Annotated in this window: 21 protein-coding genes; 14 read left to right on the top strand and 7 right to left on the bottom strand. The window is 37.6% G+C overall.

All coding sequences use genetic code 11. From position 1 onward, the window contains the following. Positions 1-945 carry an ABC transporter substrate-binding protein gene (locus tag FHY47_RS09700; protein ID WP_066109564.1) on the bottom strand — a complete coding sequence of 315 codons (945 nt, stop codon included), beginning with the start codon at positions 943-945 and terminating at the stop codon, positions 1-3. Between the two features lie 162 nt (positions 946-1,107). On the opposite strand from FHY47_RS09700, the gene FHY47_RS09705 reads away from it, so the two are divergent. Genes FHY47_RS09705 through FHY47_RS09715 form a run of 3 tightly spaced genes read left to right on the top strand, consistent with a single transcriptional unit; the run spans position 1,108 to position 3,936 of the window. Next, entirely contained in the window at positions 1,108-2,136 is a 1,029-nt protein-coding gene (locus FHY47_RS09705; protein ID WP_139892046.1) for a FecCD family ABC transporter permease, read from the top strand. Further along, positions 2,133-3,137, top strand: a complete 1,005-nt coding sequence (locus tag FHY47_RS09710; RefSeq protein WP_066109556.1) for a FecCD family ABC transporter permease — start codon at positions 2,133-2,135, stop codon at positions 3,135-3,137. Before FHY47_RS09705 ends, FHY47_RS09710 begins: the two co-directional genes overlap by 4 nt. 16 nt (positions 3,138-3,153) lie before the next feature. Then, positions 3,154-3,936 (top strand): ABC transporter ATP-binding protein, encoded by a 783-nt coding sequence (locus tag FHY47_RS09715; protein WP_148630352.1) that lies wholly within the window; start codon positions 3,154-3,156, stop codon positions 3,934-3,936. Between the two features lie 110 nt (positions 3,937-4,046). On the opposite strand, the gene FHY47_RS09720 is transcribed toward FHY47_RS09715, so the two are convergent. Then, positions 4,047-5,510 carry an alpha-amylase gene (locus FHY47_RS09720; protein ID WP_139892048.1) on the bottom strand — a complete coding sequence of 488 codons (1,464 nt, stop codon included), beginning with the start codon at positions 5,508-5,510 and terminating at the stop codon, positions 4,047-4,049. 399 nt (positions 5,511-5,909) lie between these two features. On the opposite strand from FHY47_RS09720, the gene purU reads away from it, so the two are divergent. The 6 genes from purU (at position 5,910) to FHY47_RS09750 (ending at position 11,863) form a co-directional block, all read left to right on the top strand. Then, positions 5,910-6,809, top strand: a complete 900-nt coding sequence (gene purU / locus FHY47_RS09725) for a formyltetrahydrofolate deformylase (protein WP_139892049.1) — start codon at positions 5,910-5,912, stop codon at positions 6,807-6,809. A gap of 48 nt (positions 6,810-6,857) precedes the next feature. Then, positions 6,858-7,796, top strand: a complete 939-nt coding sequence (locus tag FHY47_RS09730) for a DNA-binding transcriptional repressor DeoR (RefSeq protein ID WP_148630355.1) — start codon at positions 6,858-6,860, stop codon at positions 7,794-7,796. A 256-nt stretch (positions 7,797-8,052) separates the two neighbouring features. Next, positions 8,053-9,354, top strand: a complete 1,302-nt coding sequence (locus FHY47_RS09735) for a pyrimidine-nucleoside phosphorylase (protein ID WP_139892051.1) — start codon at positions 8,053-8,055, stop codon at positions 9,352-9,354. A gap of 30 nt (positions 9,355-9,384) precedes the next feature. Then, entirely contained in the window at positions 9,385-10,059 is a 675-nt protein-coding gene (deoC, locus tag FHY47_RS09740) for a deoxyribose-phosphate aldolase (RefSeq protein ID WP_139892052.1), read from the top strand. Between the two features lie 31 nt (positions 10,060-10,090). Next, positions 10,091-10,489, top strand: coding sequence for a cytidine deaminase (locus FHY47_RS09745; protein WP_066109535.1), 399 nt, complete (start codon positions 10,091-10,093; stop codon positions 10,487-10,489). Between the two features lie 189 nt (positions 10,490-10,678). Beyond that, on the top strand, positions 10,679-11,863 hold the full coding sequence (locus FHY47_RS09750; RefSeq protein WP_139892053.1) for a NupC/NupG family nucleoside CNT transporter: 1,185 nt from the start codon (positions 10,679-10,681) through the stop codon (positions 11,861-11,863). 85 nt (positions 11,864-11,948) lie between these two features. On the opposite strand, the gene FHY47_RS09755 is transcribed toward FHY47_RS09750, so the two are convergent. Then, positions 11,949-12,617 carry a lysoplasmalogenase gene (locus FHY47_RS09755; protein WP_148630357.1) on the bottom strand — a complete coding sequence of 223 codons (669 nt, stop codon included), beginning with the start codon at positions 12,615-12,617 and terminating at the stop codon, positions 11,949-11,951. 149 nt (positions 12,618-12,766) lie between these two features. On the opposite strand from FHY47_RS09755, the gene FHY47_RS09760 reads away from it, so the two are divergent. Then, complete coding sequence (locus FHY47_RS09760; protein ID WP_148630359.1) at positions 12,767-13,972, top strand: class I SAM-dependent rRNA methyltransferase; 1,206 nt, start codon at positions 12,767-12,769, stop codon at positions 13,970-13,972. A gap of 39 nt (positions 13,973-14,011) precedes the next feature. Here FHY47_RS09760 and FHY47_RS09765 read toward each other — a convergent pair whose 3' ends face one another. Then, entirely contained in the window at positions 14,012-14,245 is a 234-nt protein-coding gene (locus tag FHY47_RS09765) for a hypothetical protein (protein ID WP_066109526.1), read from the bottom strand. 160 nt (positions 14,246-14,405) lie between these two features. Here FHY47_RS09765 and FHY47_RS09770 point away from each other — a divergent pair, with 160 nt between their 5' ends. The 3 genes from FHY47_RS09770 (at position 14,406) to FHY47_RS09780 (ending at position 18,671) form a co-directional block, all read left to right on the top strand. After that, positions 14,406-15,119, top strand: a complete 714-nt coding sequence (locus tag FHY47_RS09770; protein ID WP_148630361.1) for a class I SAM-dependent methyltransferase — start codon at positions 14,406-14,408, stop codon at positions 15,117-15,119. A 1,210-nt stretch (positions 15,120-16,329) separates the two neighbouring features. After that, positions 16,330-17,739, top strand: coding sequence for a glycosyltransferase family 2 protein (locus FHY47_RS09775; RefSeq protein ID WP_066109521.1), 1,410 nt, complete (start codon positions 16,330-16,332; stop codon positions 17,737-17,739). Between the two features lie 17 nt (positions 17,740-17,756). Next, on the top strand, positions 17,757-18,671 hold the full coding sequence (locus FHY47_RS09780) for a polysaccharide deacetylase family protein (RefSeq protein ID WP_066109516.1): 915 nt from the start codon (positions 17,757-17,759) through the stop codon (positions 18,669-18,671). Positions 18,672-18,722: 51 nt separating this feature from the next. Here FHY47_RS09780 and FHY47_RS09785 read toward each other — a convergent pair whose 3' ends face one another. Together FHY47_RS09785 and FHY47_RS09790 are read right to left on the bottom strand one after the other, a co-directional pair. Further along, the gene (locus FHY47_RS09785; RefSeq protein WP_066109515.1) at positions 18,723-19,337 is read right to left on the bottom strand and encodes a hypothetical protein; all 615 of its coding nucleotides are present in this window, start codon (positions 19,335-19,337) and stop codon (positions 18,723-18,725) included. Positions 19,338-19,823: 486 nt separating this feature from the next. Further along, positions 19,824-21,089, bottom strand: a complete 1,266-nt coding sequence (locus tag FHY47_RS09790; RefSeq protein ID WP_395940471.1) for a dicarboxylate/amino acid:cation symporter — start codon at positions 21,087-21,089, stop codon at positions 19,824-19,826. A gap of 112 nt (positions 21,090-21,201) precedes the next feature. On the opposite strand from FHY47_RS09790, the gene FHY47_RS09795 reads away from it, so the two are divergent. Next, on the top strand, positions 21,202-22,071 hold the full coding sequence (locus FHY47_RS09795; RefSeq protein ID WP_139892056.1) for an AraC family transcriptional regulator: 870 nt from the start codon (positions 21,202-21,204) through the stop codon (positions 22,069-22,071). Between the two features lie 70 nt (positions 22,072-22,141). Here FHY47_RS09795 and FHY47_RS09800 read toward each other — a convergent pair whose 3' ends face one another. After that, the gene (locus tag FHY47_RS09800; protein WP_148630766.1) at positions 22,142-23,791 is read right to left on the bottom strand and encodes a glutamine--tRNA ligase/YqeY domain fusion protein; all 1,650 of its coding nucleotides are present in this window, start codon (positions 23,789-23,791) and stop codon (positions 22,142-22,144) included. Positions 23,792-24,265 lie beyond the last annotated feature (474 nt).

Here is a 24,265-nt window from a genome sequence, read left to right on the forward strand (position 1 = left end):
TTATTTAGTTAAGGAATCTAGTACCAAATCGATTGTTTTAGCATTGGCCGTTTTAGCATTGGTTGTCCAGTTGCTGGAATCTTCAAATGTATAAACATTTCCTTTTTGGACAGCCGGAATGGATCTATAAATAGAGCTGTTTTCCAATGTTTCCATTCCTGGTTCGCCGCTCGCTGCAGCAATAAAGAGGTGGTCTGCATCCAAATCCGCTAATGCCTCAAGTGAAGTGCCCTGCCATGTTGCCTGTGCTTCACCAAGTTTACTAATATAAGTTGGCATCTTAATTCCTAAATCATTATAGAGTACATTTGAAGCGTAACGATCACCCTCGAAAACAAAGTACTGACCGCCTGTTACCCAAATCAGAGCGGCAGACTCATCTCCGATTTTCTCTTTAACTGCTGTTTTAGCTTCCGCAGCTTTATCCTCATAGTCTTGAATTGCTTTTTTTGCCTGATCTTCTTTACCGAACAACTCGCCCATTTTTGTCAGTAAAGTTCTCCAGTCAGCAGCATCTTCTTCCTTAAATACATAGGTTGGAGCTACTTTTTTGTATTCCTCATACTGGCCTTCCTGAATAGCAGCTTCAGATTCGAACATAATTAAGTCTGGTTCCGCTTCGATCACATCTTCTATCGGCATATCCCATGAAATCAAAGGAACATCCTTAAGTTCATCCTGTAAATAATTATGAACAGTTGTACCGATTGACCATTGAGCAGCAGGTTTAATGCCTAAAGTGACTAAATAATCCTCTAAATTTGGTGCCAGTATTCTTTTAGGGTCTTTAGGGAAGCTCATTTCACCGATTGCATCTGTAACCTTCTTGTCAGACTGCTCCTTGTTAGAAGTATCATTGTCATCATTTGAGCCACAGGCTGCAAGCAATAATACTGCACACAGCATGAATACCAGAAGACGTGTGTATTTATTATTTATTACCATTGCTATATCCTCCTTTAGTATGTAAAATAAATTCGTTACTATTAATGATAATCATTCTCATTTGAAGGGTCAAAGGAAATTCATACCTATTCATTTTAAGGTAACACTAGAAAGGTGGATTCCTTTGGACTACATATTATAATTTTGAAGGACTGAACGTACGTGCAGAAGAACGAGGATAGAAATATTCCATCTCGCAGGGAACGGATTGGCATTGTTCTCCCGCTGTCTTTTTTACTACTACTAGTTATTTTTATTACTTCATTAATAATTGGAACAAAAATGATAGACCTTTCAACAGTATGGGAGGCTTTGCTCCATAGAAATCCTGATAATGTGACACATCAGATTATTTGGGAAATCAGATTGCCGCGGGCACTGATGGCAGGCCTTGTTGGGGCATACTTAGCCATTTCTGGTGCTGTTATGCAGGCATTGACTAGAAATCCACTTGCTGAACCATCTCTTTTGGGAGTATCCAATGGGGCTGCATTTGCTTTAGTTTTATCATTAACGGTTTTCTCTGGATTATCCATAATGGGTTCTATTAGTGCATCCATGATTGGAGCAGGATTGGCTGTCCTATTGGTATTTTCTTTATCTGCCTTATCCAGAGGAGGGGTAACACCAGTTAAATTGGCTTTGGCGGGTATGGCAACTGGGATGTTTTTAAGTTCTTTGACAACCAGCATGGCTTTATATTTTGATGTCACGAAAAATATTAGCTTCTGGTATGCAGGTGAATTGGCGAATAGTCATTGGGTTGAGGTAAAAATAATTACAGCGGTTGGCTTAATAGGATTGCCTATTTTACTTAGTATTGCACATTCGCTTACGTTATTATCGCTTGGTACGGATGTAACGAAGGGGCTTGGGGTTAACATCAAGCTAGTCCGAGCTTTAGGAATTATCATTATTTTATTACTGACTGGCAGCTCGGTTGCGGTCTCTGGGACGATTGGTTTTATCGGTCTTGTCATTCCTCATATAACCAGGATGTTGATTGGAACGGACTATAGAAAGTTACTGCCTCTCGCAGCTGTTCTCGGAAGTGCCTTGTTATTGTTGGCCGATGTTGCCTCAAGAGTGATTAATCCCCCATATGAAACTCCGGTTGGTGTTATGACAGCACTTATTGGAGTTCCTTTCTTCCTGTACCTTGTTCGCAGTGAAGGGAGGCAATTGTTTTGAAGAAGATTGCTAATTTGCCAAGAGTATGGATTGCTTTGTTCATACTAATTATTACGGTCAGTTTAATCAGTCTGAATATAGGAAAGGTCAGTATTTCACCAGCAGAGGTGTGGCAGACGATTGTGGGAAATGGAACAGCTAAGCAGGAGCTTGTTTTATTTGAGATCCGGTTGCCGGCTATCTTACTGGCTATTTTGGTAGGAGCAGGAATGGCTATATCGGGAGCAGTATTGCAAACAGTTGCTCAGAATGAATTAGCGGAGCCTGGGATATTAGGGATTAATGCAGGTGCTGGTCTTGCTGTATTAATTTATATTACTGTATTTCAATCTACGCTTGGCAGTCAGAGCCAGATAGGTACATTTATTATGCCTTTCTTTGCATTTGCCGGAGCCATGCTTACAGCCGTATTGATATTGGCATTATCATGGAAGAAAGGGCTGCACACGATTCGCCTTCTTTTAGTTGGAATCGGTATTAATGCTGGATTTTCAGCTGTCTTAACTGCCATGCAGCTCAGATTGAATCCGCATGATTTCATGAAAGCGATAGTTTGGTTATCCGGAGATCTTTGGGCTACACAGTGGAAATATGTGTGGGCCTTGCTGCCGTGGTTTTTAATCTTAATTCCATTTATTTTATATAAATCACACACACTAAATGTATTAAATCTTGGGAGTCTTGTATCGTCAGGACTGGGAATTCGTACAGAAAAAGAGCGCTTAGTTTTAATTGGTGCCGCAGTTGCATTGGCTGGGTTAGGTGTGACAGTTGGCGGGGGGATTGCTTTTCTTGGACTAATAGCACCCCATATTGCAAGGAAGCTTGTTGGTCCTAAACATGGGGCATTTTTACCAGCTTCAGCTATGATTGGAGCCCTTATTTTGCTGTTGGCAGATATGCTGGGTAAAAATATGTTCCGTGTCGATATTCCTTCAGGGGTAATCGTCTCTATTATCAGTGCTCCATATTTTATTTATCTCTTAATGAAATCAAAGTAGAGGAGGGGTAAACCTTTTGGAATTGTCAGCTCGGAATTTAAAAATAGGCTACGACGGAAATGTAATTGTTCCTTCACTGAATTTAGATATAAAAAAAGGAGCGATTACAGCCATTATTGGTCCAAATGGCTGTGGAAAATCGACTATTTTGAAGACAATGGCAAGATTACATCCAGCTATGTATGGATCAGTTATTTTAGATGGAAAAGATATTAAGAATACACCTACAAAGGAGATTGCCAGAAAAATGGCTATCCTGCCCCAGTCACCGGAAGCTCCTGCCGGTCTTTCTGTAACCGACTTGGTCTCTTATGGAAGAACTCCATATCAGGGCGGTTTCTCACGCTTAAATGAACATGACAGAGAAATGGTCGATTGGTCGATTCGTGTTACTGGATTAAGTGATTTTAAAGATCATGCAGTGGACTCCTTATCCGGCGGGCAACGTCAGCGTGCATGGATTGCAATGGCAATTGCCCAGGAGACGGGGTTATTGTTACTGGATGAACCAACCACGTATTTGGATATGGCTCACCAGCTGGAGGTTCTTGAGCTTTTAAAAAAACTGAATCACGAGGATGGCCGAACCATTGTGATGGTGATCCATGATTTGAATCATGCTAGCCGGTTTGCAGATGAATTGGTTGCGATTAAAATGGGTCAGTTAATTTTACAGGGGAGTTCTAATGAAGTTATGAGTTCGGAAGTATTAAAAGAAGTATTCCAGATTGATGCTTCTATTGTAGAGGATCCCAGAACCGGTAAACCGGCAATCATTTCGTATGATTTAGTGAAATGATGAAAAATATGAGGGGGCTATGAGTGATGAAACACTGCAGTAAACAGTGTTTCATCACTCAAAAGCCCCCTGTTTATATAAATTCTGGATGCTACTCTAGCTTAAGCTTTTTAATCTTCTGGGTCAGGCTTGGTCCACACAGAAACACTGCCACCATTTACAGGGAATGTTGCCCAGCCTTCCTCGTCAATCTCAATCTTATCTGGTCGGTTGCTTGTACAATCAGTCCATATTTCTCCGGCACGTTCAGCTCCTACACACATTCTTTTTTCGCCCTCGTCACCGTTTGAAATAACAACAGCGCAGCCAGAGTTCTCCTTTTCTTCGGTTCCTAATCTTACCCACCCAATGGTATTTGGATGGTCAAAGTAATCGACCTGTCCTCCATAGGCTTTATGGACCCTTGCATAAAGAAGCGGATCAATCAGTTTGTTTTTTCTCCCAACTGGGTTTTCGCCGCCAACTCCATAATAATCCCCGTAAAAAACACACGGGTAACCGTCATGGCGAAGTAAGATGAGTGCATAAGCAGATGGTTTAAACCAATCTTCGATCCATGATTCCAGAGATTCTTCCGGCTGTGAGTCATGGTTGTCTACGAAGGTTACCGCATTTAAAGGATTAGATTCTACTAGAGTATTATGAAAAATGGTTGTAAGGTCAAAATCTCGTCCCATTTGAGAAGCTTGATGTAATTTATAGTGGAGAGGCACATCAAATAAATCAAGTGTATGATCAACTTTTTCTAAATACTCCTGGCATGCCCGTAAATCGGGATTCCAGTATTCTCCCACCATATAAAAGTCATCACCATGAGCTTCTCTCATTTCAATGGCAAATTCTTTAATAAAGGTATAATCAATATGCTTAATGGCATCTAAGCGATACCCCTCACATTTAATGGTTTCAGCGAGCCATCTTCCCCAATTTTTCATTTCATTTCGTACATCTGGAAGGCGATAATCAATATTGGCAAACATTAAATAGTCATAGTTTCCAAACTCTTTATCAACATGTTCATTCCAGCCTTTATTTTCACCGAGAATTTTAAATACACCTGTTCGAATGGTTCCTTCATCATAATCAGTTCCATTGAAATGCTCCATATTCCATTTGAAATCAGAATACGTATTACCGCGCCCGGGAAACGTGAACTTCGTCCAGCCATCGATATCAAATGGTTCCGATATCTCTTGTGTACGGTCATTCTGATCAACTTCTACAACCTTAAATCTCTCTGTTTCATCCGCACCTGCTTTATGGTTCATAACGATGTCTGCATACACACAAATATCATTTTCTTTGCATGCTTCAACTGCTTCTATCAACTCATCCTTCGTACCATATTTCGTGCGTACAGAACCATTTTGATCAAATTCCCCTAAATCATATAAATCATATATACCATAACCTGTATCTTCAGGTGTTTGTCCTTTCGTTGGGGGTGGGATCCAAACAGAATCTATTCCGCAGTTTTTTAATACTGGTGCTAATTCCTTCAACCGTTTCCAATGAGTACCATCAGGTAAAATATGCCACTCAAAAAATTGCATCATTGTATGGTTATGCCCCATTTGTACCACCTCGCATCTCTCTATTAGCAGCTTCAACTATAAAACAATATTTACCTATTTACCCGCTAAGCATACCTTTAGAAACATGAAATGAAAATATAATTAATAAATCGTATTTGTTGCGAGAAGTACGTCTCTTAAGATGGGAAAACAAATAGTCAAAATGAATAAGAATCAACATTCACACGGTGAATAAGAACGTTGGTGAATAAAATTATAATGCTGGCAAATCAACGATTATAAAGGCTTGATGAGGAAGTGCTACATTTTGCTCTTTTACCGAAACAATTAAATTATTAGTATAAAAATATTTCAGCAGGTAGGATGGAATATTTGTGATAAAATGTAAGGAATGTAAGCGGATAAATACATATCTGTGCAGATCAGGATGGTGAGGGAATGGAAACGATCGCTGAAAAGCATGTAAATCTGTATAAAGAGAGTCAGCGAGATAAAGGGCGCCTGCTAATTAGCTGTCCGGACAAAAAAGGAATTGTGGCAGCAGTATCTGATGTCTTGTTTAAACAAGGCGCTAACATCCTGGAATCAAATCAATATTCAACAGACAGTAATGGCGGTACGTTTTTTATGAGGATCGAATTCGAATGCCCTGATTTGGCTAAAAACGAGAAGAAACTAAAAGAAGAATTCCTTTCAATAGCGAATAAGTTTAAGATGAAGTGGGATATAATTTTTAACTATCACATAAAGAAAACGGCTATATTTGTTTCAAAGGAGCTCCATTGTTTAAGAGAGCTGCTATGGGAGTGGCAATCAGGAGATTTAATGACAGAGATTCCGATCGTAATCAGTAATCATCTGGCTGCTAAAGAGCTGGTAGAATCGCTGCACATCCCTTTTTACTATATACCTGTGTCGAAGGAAACAAAGGAAGATGCGGAGTTAAGGCAGAAGGAGCTGCTCGATAAACATCAAATCGATCTAATCGTGTTAGCGCGCTACATGCAAATTCTTTCGCCAAGCTTTGTTGAAATGTATGAGAATAAAATCATTAATATTCATCACTCCTTTTTGCCGGCGTTTATGGGAGCACGACCGTATGAAAGAGCGTTTGCACGTGGGGTTAAATTAATTGGAGCAACCAGTCATTATGTAACAGATGATTTAGATGAAGGGCCCATCATTGAACAGGATATTATGCGGGTTAATCATCAGGATAATATTCAGCAATTGAAGAAAATAGGACAATCCATTGAAAGAAATGTGCTGAGCAAAGCTGTGAAATGGCACTTACAGGACAGGATTATTGTTCAGGGGAATAAGACAATTGTTTTTTAGGTCAATAAAATAAAAGAGTGAAAATTAGTGGAAAACTAGGGGACCAAAATGGAAGCGGATAAAAAAAGTAAAGTGATAGAAGCTGCTAAACTTTATTATTTACTGGATTATACACAGAATGAAATTGCAAAAAAACTCGGTGTTTCAAGGCCTACGGTGTCACGTATGCTGCAAACGGCTAAAAGAGAAGGGATTGTCCAAATTAAAATAGATGATATGGAAGAAAATTTGGAGAATCTTGAGGTTAAACTTGAAGAAAAATATAAGTTAAAAAAGGCAGTAGTAACACCTGTACCACAATATGAGGATCACACTATCAAAACTTCTATTGGATTAAAGGCTGCAGAATATCTTGATACAATTGTTAAGGATGATGACATTATAGGAGTGACATGGGGAACGACTCTCTATCATGTGGCAGTGGAGTTGAAGAAAAAGGCAGTAAATAATGTGAAGATTGTGCAGCTTAAAGGTGGAATCAGCCATTCCGAGACGCATACCTATGTATCAGAAATTCTATATTTATTCGGGAAGGCTTTCCGTACTACTCCATTGCATTTACCTTTACCGGCGATTGTCGACCAGGTAGTTGTTAAACAAGCAATGATGGCAGACAGACATATTAAAGGAATTATTGAAACTGGAAAAGAAGCTAATATTGCATTATTCACATGTGGGCCGGTTAAACCAGAATCTCTGCTCTTTAAGCTTGGTTATTTTACGGAAGAAGACTTGGAGATGCTTTATTCTAAGGCTGTGGGTGATATTTGTTCACGCTTTTTCGATTCAAAGGGAAATATATGTAACAACTCATTGAACGAACGTACTTTGGGAATTGACCTTGAAGAGCTGAAGGAAAAAGAATATTCGATATTGGTTGCCGGCGGTACTCAAAAGGTAGATTCCATTCACGCGGCTCTAAAGGGACAATTCGCCAATGTATTAATCACCGATCAATATACGGCAAGGTTTATTTTGGATAAATAAATATATCACCTATATATGAATATGGTTCTAACCTCCTGTTTATCCTAATAGGAGGTTTTTAGTGTTAAAAAATGGATAAAGGGGTCAATAAGGATACACCTACAAAATGTTTTACATTTGTTCACACTTTAATGTTACTTTTGTTCAATTAATATGGTATAGTTAGTTTTGTAAGTGCTACCAATATTTTCACTTACATGGTTATTCCAAGTAATGGTGGCTATTTTACGATAATTCAAAAATGAGGTGTAAAATCATGAGAATGGTTGACGTTATTGAAAAGAAACGTAACGGTCATGAGTTGAATAAAAGTGAAATCCAGTTTGTTATTGAAGGATTTACGAATGGAAGTATACCCGATTATCAAATGTCAGCATTTGCTATGGCGATTTATTTTCAAGGTATGACTCAGGAAGAAAGAGTTAACCTAACTGAGCTAATGGTTGAATCAGGAGATCAAATTGATCTTTCACAAATAAAGGGCGTAAAAGTAGACAAGCATAGTACTGGTGGTGTTGGTGACACAACTACACTTGTGTTGGCACCTTTAGTAGCAGCACTTGGAGTACCGGTTGCAAAAATGTCCGGACGTGGTCTAGGTCATACAGGCGGAACCATTGATAAGCTGGAAGCTGTTCCAGGATTTCATGTAGAAATTTCAAATGAGGATTTTATTAATCTTGTAAATAAAAATAAAATTGCTGTTATTGGACAAAGCGGTGACTTAACACCAGCTGATAAAAAACTATACGCATTACGTGATGTAACAGCAACAGTTGATTCTATTCCTCTAATTGCAAGCTCCATCATGAGCAAGAAAATTGCAGCTGGAGCAGATGCTATTGTCCTGGATGTTAAAACAGGCGATGGGGCATTCATGAAAAACCTTGATGATGCAAAAGAATTAGCAAGAGCAATGGTTGATATCGGGAATGGAGTTGGCAGAAATACAAAAGCTATCATTTCAGATATGAGTCAGCCACTTGGATTTGCAGTTGGTAATGCATTGGAAATTAAAGAAGCTATCGACACATTAGTAGGTAAAGGTCCGGCTGATTTACATGAACTATGCTTAACTTTGGGAAGCCATATGGTCATACTAGCTGGTAAAGCTGAAACAACTGAAGAGGCACGTGGCATGCTTGAGGAAGTTATGCATAATGGAAAAGCGCTTGAAGTATTCAAAACATTCCTTGCTTCACAGGGCGGGGATGCATCTGTGATAGATGATCCATCCAAACTTCCAACGGCTAAATACCTTATTGAAGTCCCTGCAAAGTCTTCTGGATATGTTGCTGGTATTCAGGCGGAGGAAATTGGTGTTGCTGCCATGATGCTTGGAGCAGGCCGTGCTACGAAAGAATCTGTAATTGACTTGGCTGTTGGAATTGTTTTGAATAAAAAAGTTGGCGATGAAGTTGCGGAAGGCGAATCACTTGTAACTGTACATTCCAACTCAGAAGAAATTGCCAATGTATTGGAAAAAATTTACGGAGCATACAACATCAGTACTGAAAAAGTACAGGCTCCAACATTAATTTACACAGAAATTCATTAATATAAGCTTTTGGAAGGCAGGAATTAAGACATGACTACAAAATTAACATCTTTAATCGACCATACGTTATTAAAAGCGGATGCTAGAGAAGAACAAGTAAAGACAATTGTTGAAGAGGCAAAGGAATATAAATTTGCATCTGTATGTGTGAATCCAACATGGGTAAAAAAATGTGCAGAAATGCTAAAAGATACACCCGAAGTAAAAGTATGTACAGTCATTGGTTTCCCTCTTGGAGCGAATACTCCTGAAGTAAAAGCATTTGAAACTACTAATGCAATCGAAAATGGTGCAGACGAAGTCGATATGGTAATCAATATCGGTGCTATGAAGGATGGCCGTTATGATGAGGTTGAAGCTGATATTAAAGCAGTAGTTGATGCAGCAAAAGGTAAAGCATTAGTAAAAGTGATCATCGAAACATGCCTATTAACAAAAGAAGAAATTGAGAAAGCATGTCAGCTGGCTGTTTCTGCTGGTACAGACTTTGTTAAAACATCAACTGGATTCTCTACAGGCGGAGCAACAGTGGAAGACATCGCTCTAATGAGAAAAACAGTTGGAGCAGAAATCGGCGTTAAAGCTTCCGGCGGCGTTAGAAGTCTTGAGGATGCAAAAGCGATGACAGAAGCTGGTGCTACACGTATTGGTGCAAGCTCTGGAGTCTCTATTGCAAAAGGCGAAACAGCAAATTCAGACTATTAATTAATTGAAGAAGTTTGTGGGAGGCCCCCTAATGGATAAAAACAGTTTAATTCAAGAAGCAATCGAAGCACGTAAACAGGCATATACACCTTATTCTAAATTTAAGGTGGGAGCAGCTGTCTTAACTACAAGTGGACATGTTTTCCGTGGATGTAATATCGAAAATGCATCATACGGCCTGACAAATTGCGCTGAACGCACAGCCATATTTAAAGCTGTTTCAGAAGGTGAACCAAAAGTAGAGGCAATTGCTATTGTTGCCGATACGGAAGGTCCGGTTTCACCATGTGGAGCTTGCCGACAAGTAATAGCTGAGTTTAGTGATAACAATACAAAAGTCTATCTATCCAACTTGAAGGGTGATCTGTTGGAGACTTCAATTGCAGAATTACTGCCAGGATTTTTTAAATCGACGGACATGGGGAAATAAAGTGAAACTAATGCTTCGGTGGGGTACCGCCGGCCAATAGTTGAACGGGATAATTTAAATCATTAACCAAGAGCGTTTCCGGCTCCAATCTCTAAACAGGTAGTATTGGAGCCGGATTCTGTAAAGTAGAATGGGTTTTTTAGTTAAGGTGTACACGTAAAATAATCTAAACATCTTAGTGGAGGAATTATGAAATATTTAATTTCAATCATCGGGTTACTTGCAGTGGTAGGGTTGGCTTTGTTAGTGAGTTCAAACAGGAAACAAATCAAGTATAAATATATTGGGATAATGGTTGTTATTCAAATTGCGTTAGCAGCTTTATTATTAAATACTAAATTCGGCTTTGTTTTAATCCAAGGGATTGCCACCGTATTTGGATATTTACTGAAATTTGCAGAAGCAGGGGTATCATTTGTGTTTGGCGGAATGGCAAATGAAGGAGAAGCACCATTTTTCCTTACAGTACTATTGCCAATTGTTTTTATATCGGTATTAATCGGAATATTACAGCACTTTAAAATACTTCCTTTTATTATGAAGGGAATTGGCCTTCTGTTAAGTAAAGTGAACGGAATGGGTAAACTTGAATCATACAATGCAGTTGCCTCAGCTATGGTCGGACAATCAGAGGTATTCATAACGGTGAAAAAACAATTGGGGCAATTACCGCCTCACCGTTTATATACTTTATGTGCATCGGCTATGTCTACAGTTTCAATGTCGATTGTCGGCGCATATATGACAATGATCGATCCTAAATATGTCGTAACCGCTTTAGTGGTCAATCTATTTGGTGGATTTATTATTGCTTCACTGATCAATCCTTATGAAGTTGATGATAAAGAAGATATTCTCGTTGTAGCAGAAGAGGAAGAAAAACAAACCTTTTTCGAGATGATTGGTGAATATATCATGGATGGCTTTAAAGTCGCAGTTACCGTAGGAGCCATGCTAATTGGTTTCGTGGCGTTAATGGCGTGTATAGATGCCTTGTTTGATATGACTATTGGTGTATCCTTCCAACAAATACTTGGATATATCTTTGCACCATTTGCCTTCATAATGGGTGTACCATGGTCGGAAGCAGTATCCGCAGGTGGAATTATGGCTACTAAACTAGTAACTAATGAGTTTGTTGCGATGATTAGCCTGACAGAAATAGCAGATACATTTAGTGAACGTACACTGGGAATTATCTCTGTATTCCTTGTTTCCTTTGCAAACTTCTCCTCAATCGGAATTATATCCGGTGCAGTGAAAGGTCTACATGAAAAGCAAGGAAATGTGGTAGCGCGTTTTGGCTTAAAATTACTCTTTGGAGCTACGCTTGTAAGTGTATTATCCGGTATTATTGTAGGCTTGGTTCTCTAGTTATATAAATATAAATTAGAAAAAAGCAGATTCGTGCGAATCTGCTTTTTTTAATAGGTTTGAAAGTTACAGTATTGCGCAGAAATTATCCCCTTAACGGCTTTATACGTAAAGGAGTGGTCAGACCAGATGTCTTGCTAATACTGGAGGCTATTGTGTATTGAGCAGCATAATAAGTTGACATGATTAAAAAATGCGAGTATGGAACATCAGATATAAACATATTCCATGATAATATAGTGTCAGAAATGACGAAGAGCAAGCTGCCGATTACCGCATATAAATTCCCCGTCATGAAGGCTGCCCATGCCATAAAAGAAATAGCGCCAATATAGATAACAACAGGAATAATTAATCCATCATTTCCCGTCTCTTGAAGGGCATTTATAAGTTTATTGCCTATGATCAGGTCAAATGCAAGGAGCGGAAAAATGGATAAAAGGCGAATTTTAGAGAAATTCCATCTCCTTAGAAAGCCTGCGATATAAATGATATGTCCGATCAGAAAGAAGCTTAGCCCAATTATAAACCAGTGAAGCAGCCCATCACCGAGCATACAAAAAAACAGTCCGGTAAGGATGAGTCCTTTATTTTTGTGTCCTTCAGCAGGTTTTTGAAGATAGGCAAAGTAGATAATTAACCACATTGGAATGAGCTTGAATAGCAATTTGATTCCAAACGGCTCAGCTGGAATGAAAAAAATATAGATAATACTCATTACTAAAATGAGAAGAGTAAGTAATTTAACCTTCATGTAATTCCCTCCTTCCTGTGAATGTAACATAAAGTATTTGATGGAGATAGCGGAAAATCCTTCATTTTACTTAGTATTAGTTTTGAGAGGAAGGCAGTTTTCGATATACTGTAAGTAGAAAAGATTAAAAGAGAGTATGTGAAATATAGATGAGTTCAAGTAATAAGGAAATAATTTGTGAAGTAAAACCAAGAGATAGCAAAAAATTAAGAAATGGATTTCCGCTTATTTTAAAGGAGGCTATTGTGTCTCCTCAAAAACTGCAGGAGGAAGGTCAAATTCTTAAGCTTGTTGATGATTCAGGTCGCTTTATTGCCAAAGGATATTTTGGAAAGCAGAATAAAGGATATGGCTGGGTATTAACAAGACAGGAAAATGAATCTATTAACCAAGCGTTCTTTGATGAAAAAATTCGAAAGGCTCTGGATAAGCGAGCGCACTATTTCCAACAAGAAGATACAACAGCTTTCCGTGTGTTCAATAGTGAGGGTGACGGAATTGGCGGTCTCATTATTGATTTTTATGATGGATATTTTGTCATTCAATGGTATAGCCAAGGGATCTACTCATTTAAAAGATATGTTTTAGAGTCTTTACGCAGATTAACAGATTTTAAAGGAATCTATGAAAAAAAACGTTTCGATACAAAAGGAAAATACATTGAAGATGATGATTTTGTTGAAGGGCAAGAAGGTGAGTTTCCAATCATCGTAAAGGAAAATGGCGTGCATTTTGCAGTCAATCTGAATGATGGTGCTATGGTAGGTGTTTTCTTAGATCAGCGTGATGTACGCAAAACAATCCGGGACCACTATGCTAAAGGAAAGACAGTTGTAAATATGTTTTCTTATACGGGAGCATTTTCTGTGTTTGCGTCATTAGGTGGAGCGAAAAAGACGACCAGTGTGGATCTTGCCAATAGAAGCCGGGCGAAAACGATTGAACAGTTCAGTGTAAATGGAATTGATTATGAAGCACAGGATATCATCGTAGAGGATGTATTTAAGTATTTTAAATATGCACGCAGAAAAGAGCTAAAGTTTGATATGGTTATTCTCGACCCGCCAAGCTTTGCAAAGTCCAAGAAATTCACCTTCAGTGCAGCAAAGGATTATACAAATCTGCTGAAGGAATCAATCGCAATCACTGAAAAAGGTGGTCTGATTGTTGCTTCAACAAATTGCAGCCTGTTTGGAATGGATAAATTCAAATCTTTTATCGACAGTGCATGTAAGGAAATGCATCAGAAATATAAAATTGTTGAAGAATTTTCATTACCGGATGATTTTAGAACGATCAATGAATACCCAGAAGGTAATTACTTAAAAGTAGTGTTTATCCAATTAGCAAGATAATAAAAATGGCCTCGTAATGAATATACGAGGCCTTCTTTTTTAGAAAAATAAAGCTCCTAGAGCAAAGCCGGTAATAAGGCCAAGTCCAACCGGATAGCCCCAGCCTCCTCCGCCCCAGCCCCAATAGCCATAGCCATTCTGTCCGCCATGTGGCTTAATCCATACATGGCTTCTAGTGACTCTTGTGATTGTCCCGGCATGAACACGATTATGACGGTCAGTTATGCGCACATTTCGACCAATATGTTTATTGCATAGGTTGTAATAGTTCATTTACCTGATGCCCCTTTCAAATAATGTCTTCTTTGTATTGTATTGATAGATGGACAACTTGACTGTTTGTTTACCTAAAATTCCAATAAAAAATCCAATGCTAAGCCAAGAACCAAAAAAAAGAAGAGGCATACAATGTGTAAAACACTGACAGAGGTGGATGATGACCACATTTACGTATATGGATTTATTATCTAAGCTTGGAATTGGAGGAGCTCATCCGGGAGGGCTAAGGGCAACAGAAATTATGCTGAAGGATGAGCCTATTAATCAAGACACCGTCATTCTTGATGCGGGCTGTGGTACGGGACAAACCAGTGCTTATTTATATAATGCCTATCATGCAAACATTATAGCGCTCGATGCCCACCCACTCATGATTCAGAAAGCAAAGAACAGGTTTTTGCAATTGCAATTACCTATACAGACAGTAGAAGCCTCGTTGGAAGCTATTCCAATGAAGAATCAATCCACTCATTATGTTCTGGCTGAATCCGTTCTATCCTTTGTTGAAATAGAGCCTGTTCTTAGAGAAATGCTAAGAGTATTAAAGCCTGGTGGTGTTTTGTATGCCATTGAACTGACCATGCAAGGACCGCTTTCTGAAATAGAACAAAAACAGATTGGACAGTTTTATGGATTTCAACAGATGTGGAACGAAGATAGATGGAGAGACGCTATGAAAAAGGCCGGGTTTGCGGACGTGCAAATTAGAACGTTGCCATCCTTTTATGATGATCATGAGCCTTTGACAGAGTTTCATCCATCAGAGGAGGTTCCTGAAGCAATATTTGATTTAATGGAACAGCATGAAACGTTTGTGCTTCAATATCGTGACGCGATGAGTTACCGAATTGTACGTGCGCAAAAATAGCAATACAGTGCGGCCGTAGAATGAATCAAAATCTATTCATCCGCAAGGAAAAGCCCTTTAGTTAATATTTATTAAGGGGTTTTATTCTTACTTGTTAGGTTGATGATACAATCATTAGATTCATTCTTGAACACCGAGGGGTTTACAGAAATTTTATCAATCTAAGGTTATAAAGTATTAACTTCTTCTTCAAAGTTGATCTCTACTAAGAGTGGTAATCTATTTAACATTTCCTCGGAAATTTCATGAAAATAAATCTACATAATCACCCCAGCTTAATTTTGCGTACAAGGGATTGTTTAAATACCGAATTGACATACGTTCAATCAATTTTGTCGTTCGGCAATATGAAAGTCATTAAATGAAATAACTACAAAATGAATGTATCTACTCAAAAATGGATTGCATATGGATCTTTTTCTGTTCTATGTTTAAGTATCTTTTTTACTACGTATTGTCGCAATATACCAAAGCTTAACGTTAGTACTAGCAACCCGTTTTCTTTAAGCAGATTATCATTAAGCTCCTCCACTGTAAGGCTTGGTGCTTGCTTTGAAAATTTTGTAAAAACATGCAGTTAAACACTTTATTGATCGTGTAATATGGACGTCCCTTTAAGTAGAGCCGATATCATTTTATTAGTCAGTTTAGCAGTGAAAACCACATATTTAATTTTTAAATTAAAAAATATTTTAAATTAATATAAAAACAATACTTTAGAACTAAGCATATAGAGCTATATTACTATGGATTGAAAAAATACCTACACTATAATTGATTCTTTTATCCTGTCTTTTTAGCAGATTTGACCTATTTTTTAAAAAAAGTGATGTCGAATGGTAGTATATTATGTCTTTTCGCACATTGACTTTAGGTAACAAGAATCATTATCATGGAACCTAAGCTTGTCAGAAAATTACTATATTTTTATAATTATGTAATTCGAACTACACACCTGCTTTTTCCCCTCGAGTAAGAAACAATGTCCTATTTAGATGAAATTCACTAAAAAGATAATCTTACACAGTTATAGAAACAGGAATAGCTCAAATTAGCTATAAGGGTTATGGCATCTCATCTAAAATGAGTACCTATGTGTAACAAGCCTTTAGAAGACAAGGATTTTTACTTTCAATAGGTACTTTTATTTTTAAGATAATAGTTTTAGATGAGCTTTTATCATACATATCTATTGATAAGGAGGATTTAAATGGATTTAACAATTGGACTAATTTTTACACTTATTTTGTATGTTATCTTTTTTGCATTCCAAATTCTCTATATCATTGTCCCTCTTTTTAGTGTAAATAGGGAACGGAGTAGAATAGTGCGTGAACCGGAAGATGGTATATCCATCCTTATACCTGCTTACAATGAGGAAACGGTTATCAAGAATTGTATTCAGGCAATCCTGCATGTCGATTACAAAAAATATGAGGCATTTATCATTAATGATGGTTCGACGGATCATACTATGGAATTGCTTATTTCCATGCTGGACTTAAAGAGGGTTGAAAAGGAGAAAGCCGCACAGATTTCTCATAAACCTATCAAAGGAATTTACCAGTCTACATTATATCCGTCCATCTTTATCATTGATAAAGAAAATGGCGGTAAAGCTGATTCTTTAAATGCTGGAATTGAGTTTGCTGGATATGAAACAATCATTACCTTGGATGCTGACAGCGGACTGGATGTAAAATCATTGCAGATCATTAATTCTGCATTTAAGGATAATAGTGTTATTGCAGCAGGCGGAATGGTTCATATTGGACAAGCTTTCTATGGCGATTATACAAATCCAAAGCCGAAATTTAATATATCCCACCTACTACGATTTCAATTCTTGCAATACTTAGTTAATTTTTATCTTTATAAAATTACACAGACAAAATTCAAAGCTTTAGCCATTATTTCAGGAGCGTTTGGTGTCTTTAAGCGAGACGCATTATTTGAAGTGGGAGGATATCGCATTACTGTTGGAGAAGACATGGACATTACGATGAGGATACAACGTCTGATTAAGACAAATTATCCTTATAAAAAAATCCTTTTCATACCTGAAGCTGTATGTTTCACAGAAGGTCCCGAGACATTCAGAGACTTATTCAAACAACGGATTCGTTGGCAAAAAGCATTTATCGACTGCATCATTACATACGGACCTTCGCTGCTTACAAAATTCGGTCCAGGCATCTCACTGTTTTTGATTGTGGATGCATTAATGCTTGGAACATTAACAGCATTCCCGACCTTAATTATTCCTTTCGTAATGCTGATTATGGGTGAGGGGGCTATATTAGCGCTTATGTTATTTGCTTTTTCTTTCAGCCTCGGGGTTTTCCAAAGTTTAGTGGCCATGATTATTACCAATCGATTTGGATATGCATTCTCAAGGATTGACAAAATACGGATTGTATTCTTTGTTCCATTCGAAATTGTCACATACCGTTTTTTAGGCGTTTTATTCAATACTTTTGGTACTGTCGGTTATTTTATAAACAAGAACAGTTGGAATAAGGTGAAGCGGGTAGGCGGCCAACATCAAACCTATGATGAAGATATACAGGATAACGGAAAAGTAATTGATCTGAATGAACATAAAAAGAGTGCGGGCTGAGGAGGATTGTTTCAGTTTTGAAGAAAAATGTAAATCTTATATTCCTAATTGTTTTTATAGGGCACTTCACATTATTAGCCGGCTATTTTACAAATAATTTCGATACAATTGCCCATGCTAAATTCAGTTTAAGGGTGGATAGACCATTAGATATTGAAAACACCGTTAATGTAAGGGATTTTAAAGTTAAAGAAAACGATAAGGCAGAAAAAATTACTGTCTTGATGTACCACAGAGTCATCGATAATAAGGATCTTGTTAAAAATCACTATGATGAAGATGGAAATCTTCATGGTACAATCGTCACTTTATATGATTTCGAAGCGCAAATGCAATATTTGAAAGATAAGGGATTCAAAACGCTGACATTGCCCGAATTCCAGGCCTATATGAAAGAAGACATTGCGATACCAACTAAAAGTGTCCTGATTACTTTTGATGATGGCTTTAAGGATAATTATATTAATGCGTATCCTGTCTTAAAGAAACATAATTTCAACGCATCAATCTTCCTGATCACAGGAGGAATAGACCGAAATCCTCGTGATTATGATCCTGCTGACGCGCAATTTTTAAGCGTTAAAGATATTAATAAAAGCTTAGATGTTTTTAGTTATCACGGGCACGCCGATGAATTCCATAAACTCGATGACAATGGGGTATCATATTTGATTTCAAAGGAATATGAAGATGTAAAGGCTGACATTCAGTCTGGCTATGAAACCATCGGCGATTCTAGTGCATTTGCTTACCCATATGGGGAATATAACAAATCCACTTTAGAAATCCTGAAAGAACTGGATACTGATATGGCCTTCACTATAAAAGATGGCATGGCTTCTCCAGGTGATAATATGTTGGAGATACCAAGAAGAGGTGTTTATCCAGGGACAACTCTGGATATATTCGATAAACTAATAACTTACGAATGATAATACTAACCATTATTGTGAGGCTGCAAGATTCATCAGCAGCCTCACATTTTAGTTATGTATGGAAACACCTTTTTTAGATGTGGATGTTGGAAGAGCCAAGATTAATTCATTCAGCAAAATATGGTTTGTAAAATGGGAATAGAATTGTAACATATCCTTTAGCTCTGGGTAAAGAAGATCCGCGTTCTCAGCAGTTTGCTCCATCTCTTTAAAAAAGGCGTTCATCAAAATTAACTTTTGGGTATTGATTTCATATTCAAGTTTAGCCAGTAAAAAATCCTTGTGGCTTGCGTTCAAATTTGAGGTTTCCAATTCGTGATATTCTTTATTTTTACTATGTATACCAAAATATAGTTCCAGCATCTTCTTTGACATATACTGTTCATTTCCCTCTAACTGTTTCATTATTTCATCGGCTAGGCAAATGGAATCTGTCACTTTATTTGATTGCTTTATACGATGTTCCCTTATTACATAGGGTTGATTTTCAAAGAAACCATATGTTTTTTTTATATGCTGGGCCTTAATGATAATAGGTGAATAAACAGTTGAAAAAATTTCCTTATAGAAAATATTATGTTGTTTACGTTTCGTGAAAAAATATTTTAACAGGATGCCAAAGAAAATGGTAACAATAATTCCAGTCAAGATGATTGTAAGCATCTAATTCCTCCTACCCCAAGCGGATACCTATCTATATCTATTATCGGCATATATTCCCTAATGTTTATAGTTCAAACCTCTTTTTCGTCATTTTTTTGCTTTTATATATGTATAGTATTAAAAGTAAATGTTATAGGCTGTATGAAATCTATATTTAAAGCTTCATAAAAACAATGTTACTTATGGCCCCAGCCCATTTTTTCTACAGGCAACCGGTCATATTTCCTTGTTTTATTCCTCGCTTGTCCTTGCTGTGCTGGCTTCTCCTGTAGTAGTCTCACGAAATTTCAACGATTCTTTTCCTTTTTAGTAACCAACAGTGACCTACAGAACCATATTCCTTAAAAGTCGTATATGACATTGCTTATCAATCAGAAAGCAGCAGATAGTAGCCTTATTATACAAAAAACTGCAGACAAAATTCCAAACGGAATTTTATCTGCAGTCTGAATTGATCCTTATAGGGAAAAAAACGAATAATATGTTCTATGCTTTAGCTGTTTTACTAAGTGAGTTTTGCAGCCAATTTTTACCCTCAACCAGGCGAGCTACAAGCATTGCACATACTGTGTTTCCGGTTGAGTTCAATAAGGTTGCAGGAATATCAATAATTGTGCTGATTACAGCGATAATTGGCAGTACCTCTGGTGAGAAACCAAATACAGAAAGAATGAGCATTTCTCCAATCATACCGCCGCCAGGAATCGCTCCCATGACAGCTCCGACAAGGAAGGAAACAGCGAGAATACTTAAAATGCTTGATACGCTTGTCATGTCTTTGCCGAAGAGGCTGAATAGAAAGACAATCTTCAATACCCCTCCAAAGACAGATCCATCTTTATGTGTATTGGCACCAAGAGGAATAACCGTCTCAGCAATATCGTCTGGAACTCCGATTCTTTTGGTAGCTTCCAGGTTGATAGGTATACAAGCAGCGCTTGAGCATGTTGCTATAGCAGTTATGGATGGAGGAAGGGCATTCTTCCAAAATACATTGATACCATTTTTGCCTGCTGCAATATAAGCATATAAAGTAAAGAAACCAAAGAAGTAGATGATACTTAAAATCATATACAGAGCAAATGAACGGGCATATCCTTCAAGAATTTGCGGCCCAAGCTCCCCAATAATTGTGGCAAAATAACAGCCCAATCCGATAGGGGCATAGTACATGATAATTTTGACAACCTTCATTAATACTTCAGTTGCTGAGCTCATCAATTGTGCAACAGGCCGACCTTTTTCCCCAGCCATAGCTGTAGCCAATCCAACTAATACGGAAAATACGATTAATTGTAATATATGATTTTTGGATAAGAGCTCTGAGAAATCACTTACTGTAAAAGTGTTAACTAACTGGCCCAGGAAAGAAATTTCTTCTGTTTCAACCACTTCAGTGTTTGACATTAATTCTTTAATGGATGATACATCGGAATCCCCAATTGGATTCATAAAAGTTGTACCGATAAAGCCGAGTACCGCCGCAATAAGAGCGGTTGTGAAGAACACGATGACAATACTGCCCATGATTTTTCCGAGACGCTTCATTTCACTCATATTTGCAATAGCGGAAGTGATACTGAAAAATACAAGCGGAACGATAATCATGAATAATAAGTTCAGAAATAAATCCCCGAATGGCTTAATAACTGCTATATCGGGACCGATCAGATAACCGGCTACCCCACCAATCGCGATCGCCAGCAGTAAGATGATGGAACCTTTATAATTTAAAAAGATTTGTTTCACTATTTTCACTGCCTCTCAATAATTAGTACTATAAGCATACTTGACTATTTTACCACATTCTATGAAAATATTGCTTAAAACATGGTAAAAAGTGCTCTTAAACAGGAGGAATATCATGCATGAATTCAATAGATGGCAATCAGAGAGAAGGGGAATCCTAAATCAGGAAATAAAAGTCTTTCACATTAAAGACCAAATTGTGAATGAATTCGAATATCATTATCATGATTTTAATAAAATCATCATCTTTATTAAAGGAAACGTCACTTATATGATAGAAGGAAAGGCTTATAAACTGAAACCGTGGGATTTGCTCATCATAGGGCATGGACAAATCCATAAGCCTATTATTGACCCAACGGAAGAATATGAGCGTTTTATCATTTGGTTCGACCCAGCTATGGTTTCCAAACATAGCAGAGAAAATAGCAATTTATTGATGTGTTTTGATTTGGCTGCCCGTCGTGAAATTAATCTAATACGGATTACAGATAAGCCACTTGAAAAAATCAAAAGCATTGTTCAGGAATTAATAGAGACTGAACGGGAGGCTGCTTTTGGAGATGATATTTTAAAATCGGCTCTGTTAATGCAATTGCTGATTATTATTAATCGTATTTTTATTCATGATGAAGCAGCAGCGCATTCACAGGATATCCTTTTTGATAAAAATATAACAGAAGTCTTAACGTATATTAATCAACATTTAAATGAGGATCTTTCCATACAGGTATTAGCATCAAAATGTTTTTTGAGTAAGTATCATTTAATGAGAAAGTTTAAATCCTATACAGGGTACACGCTGCATCAGTATATCTTGCAGAAGAGATTATATCTAGCAAAATCGATGCTCTCGAAGGGGGAATCCATGACACATATTTCCCAAAGTGCAGGTTTTAATGATTATTCAACCTTTGTAAGGGCCTTTAAAAAGGAGTTTGGGCTGTCACCGAGGGAGTATTTAAAAGCAAGTAATTATGAATAAAAACCGATTCCATTTCAAATCAACATGACAAAGGACCGTGTATGACCACGGTCCTTCAGTGTTTATAGCCTTAGATTTTAAAGGAACTCTTCAGAGATACAATTAAGTTGAAGGTTAAATGTTCAGCTGTTGTATCCTTAGGGTCAACATTAAAGTACCCATGACGGAAGAATTGGAATTTCTCATTAGGTTGAACATCTTTCATATTTGGCTCAACAAAGCCGTTTTCAATAATTAATGAGTTAGGGTTTACATGATCAAGGAAGCTTCCGTCTTCCTCTGCTTCTTCATCAAGAATAAGCGGTTCATATAAGCGGAATTCAGCTGGAATAGCTTGTGTAGCTTCAACCCAGTGAATAGTTCCCTTTACTTTACGTCCAGTGAAACCAGTTCCACTCTTTGTTTCAGGGTCATAGGTACAACGAAGCTCTATCACATTGCCTTCCTCATCTTTAATAACTTCTTCACATTTGATGAAGTAAGCATGCTTCAGACGCACTTCATTTCCAGGGAATAGTCGGAAATATTTTTTTGGAGGATTCTCCATAAAGTCCTCTTGCTCAATATAGATTTCTCTTGAGAATGGAATTTGGCGAGTTCCCATCTCAGGATTTTCTGGATTGATTTCTGCATCAAGCATTTCAACTTGTCCTTCCGGATAGTTGGTGATAACCACCTTTAATGGTTTTAAGATTCCCATTGTTCTTGGTGCTTTTAATTTCAAATCTTCTCTTACGAAGTGCTCGAGCATTTTCTCATCCACAATTCCGCTTGTTTTAGCGACACCAATTTCTCGGCAGAAATTACGAATTGCTTCTGGAGTATAGCCTCTTCTTCGCAGACCGGAAATAGTAGGCATTCTTGGGTCGTCCCAGCCATCTACAAGGCCTTCCTCAACCAATTGTTTTAGCTTACGTTTACTCATAACGGTATTTGTTAAATTTAAACGGCCAAACTCATACTGTCTTGGTGTGCTTTCCATCTCACATTCTTTAATAACCCAGTCGTAAAGCGGACGCTGGTCTTCAAACTCCAACGTACAAATGGAGTGAGTGACGCCCTCAATAGCATCCTCAATTGGATGGGCGAAAGCATACATAGGATAGATACACCATTTATCACCAGTGTTATGGTGAGTTGCATGAGCGATTCGGTAAATAACCGGGTCGCGCAAATTGATGTTTGGTGAACTCATATCAATTTTGGCACGAAGTACCTTTTCGCCATTGCCGAATTCACCATTACGCATACGTTTAAATAGCTCTAAATTCTCTTCTACAGAGCGGTTACGGTAGGGACTCTCTTTACCTGGTTCAGTTAATGAACCGCGATATTCACGGATTTCGTCTGCGCTTAAATCGTCAACATAAGCCAATCCTTTTTCAATTAACAAGATGGCGCGATTATACATTTCTTCAAAGTAATCAGAGGCAAAGAAGAGGTTGTCCCAATCAAATCCAAGCCATTTGACATCTTCTTTAATAGATTCAACATACTCCGTATCTTCTTTTAACGGATTTGTATCATCAAAACGTAGATTTGTTTTTCCTTTAAATTCATCAGCAAGTTCAAAATTTAAAACGATAGATTTTGCATGTCCAATATGCAAATAACCATTTGGTTCAGGAGGGAAACGAGTAATAATTTGATCTGTTTTACCTGATTTTATATCATCAATAACGATGTTACGAATAAAATTTGACGTATTGTGCTCCACCATCTTCAACCTCTTTCGCATAAACTAGTAGTTTCATTCTAATGGAAATAATCACATGTCGCAAGAAGCCTAAAAATAATTACATTTCACTATTTGTGCGTTCTTCTAATATAGTAATTTTATTGTTTATATGTAGTATAACTGTATTTCCTCCTGCCAATACATCATAATGCTTAAAAATATAGCCCGGAACAAGTCATCCGGACTATAATAATTCATTTTACTTATTGTTTATGTGGCAACATCTTTAACGGCAGTTGGAATAAAGTTGACAATTCCTAAACAATCGGGCTACCGGCCAAAATAGACACCTTGCAGGCACGGTAATGACTACACCACCGGCACCAGTGGAGCCTGGTGTGTAGGTATATATTCCATTAAATAAAAAATGGCTTTACACGGAGAGACCTCTTTATTATGGGAGGAACCTCTCCTTTATTGATAATCATCGTTTGGCATATGTATAATAAGAATCAT

The sequence above is a fragment of the Bacillus sp. E214 genome (assembly GCF_008087365.1).
GTDB lineage: Bacteria > Bacillota > Bacilli > Bacillales > Pradoshiaceae > Pradoshia.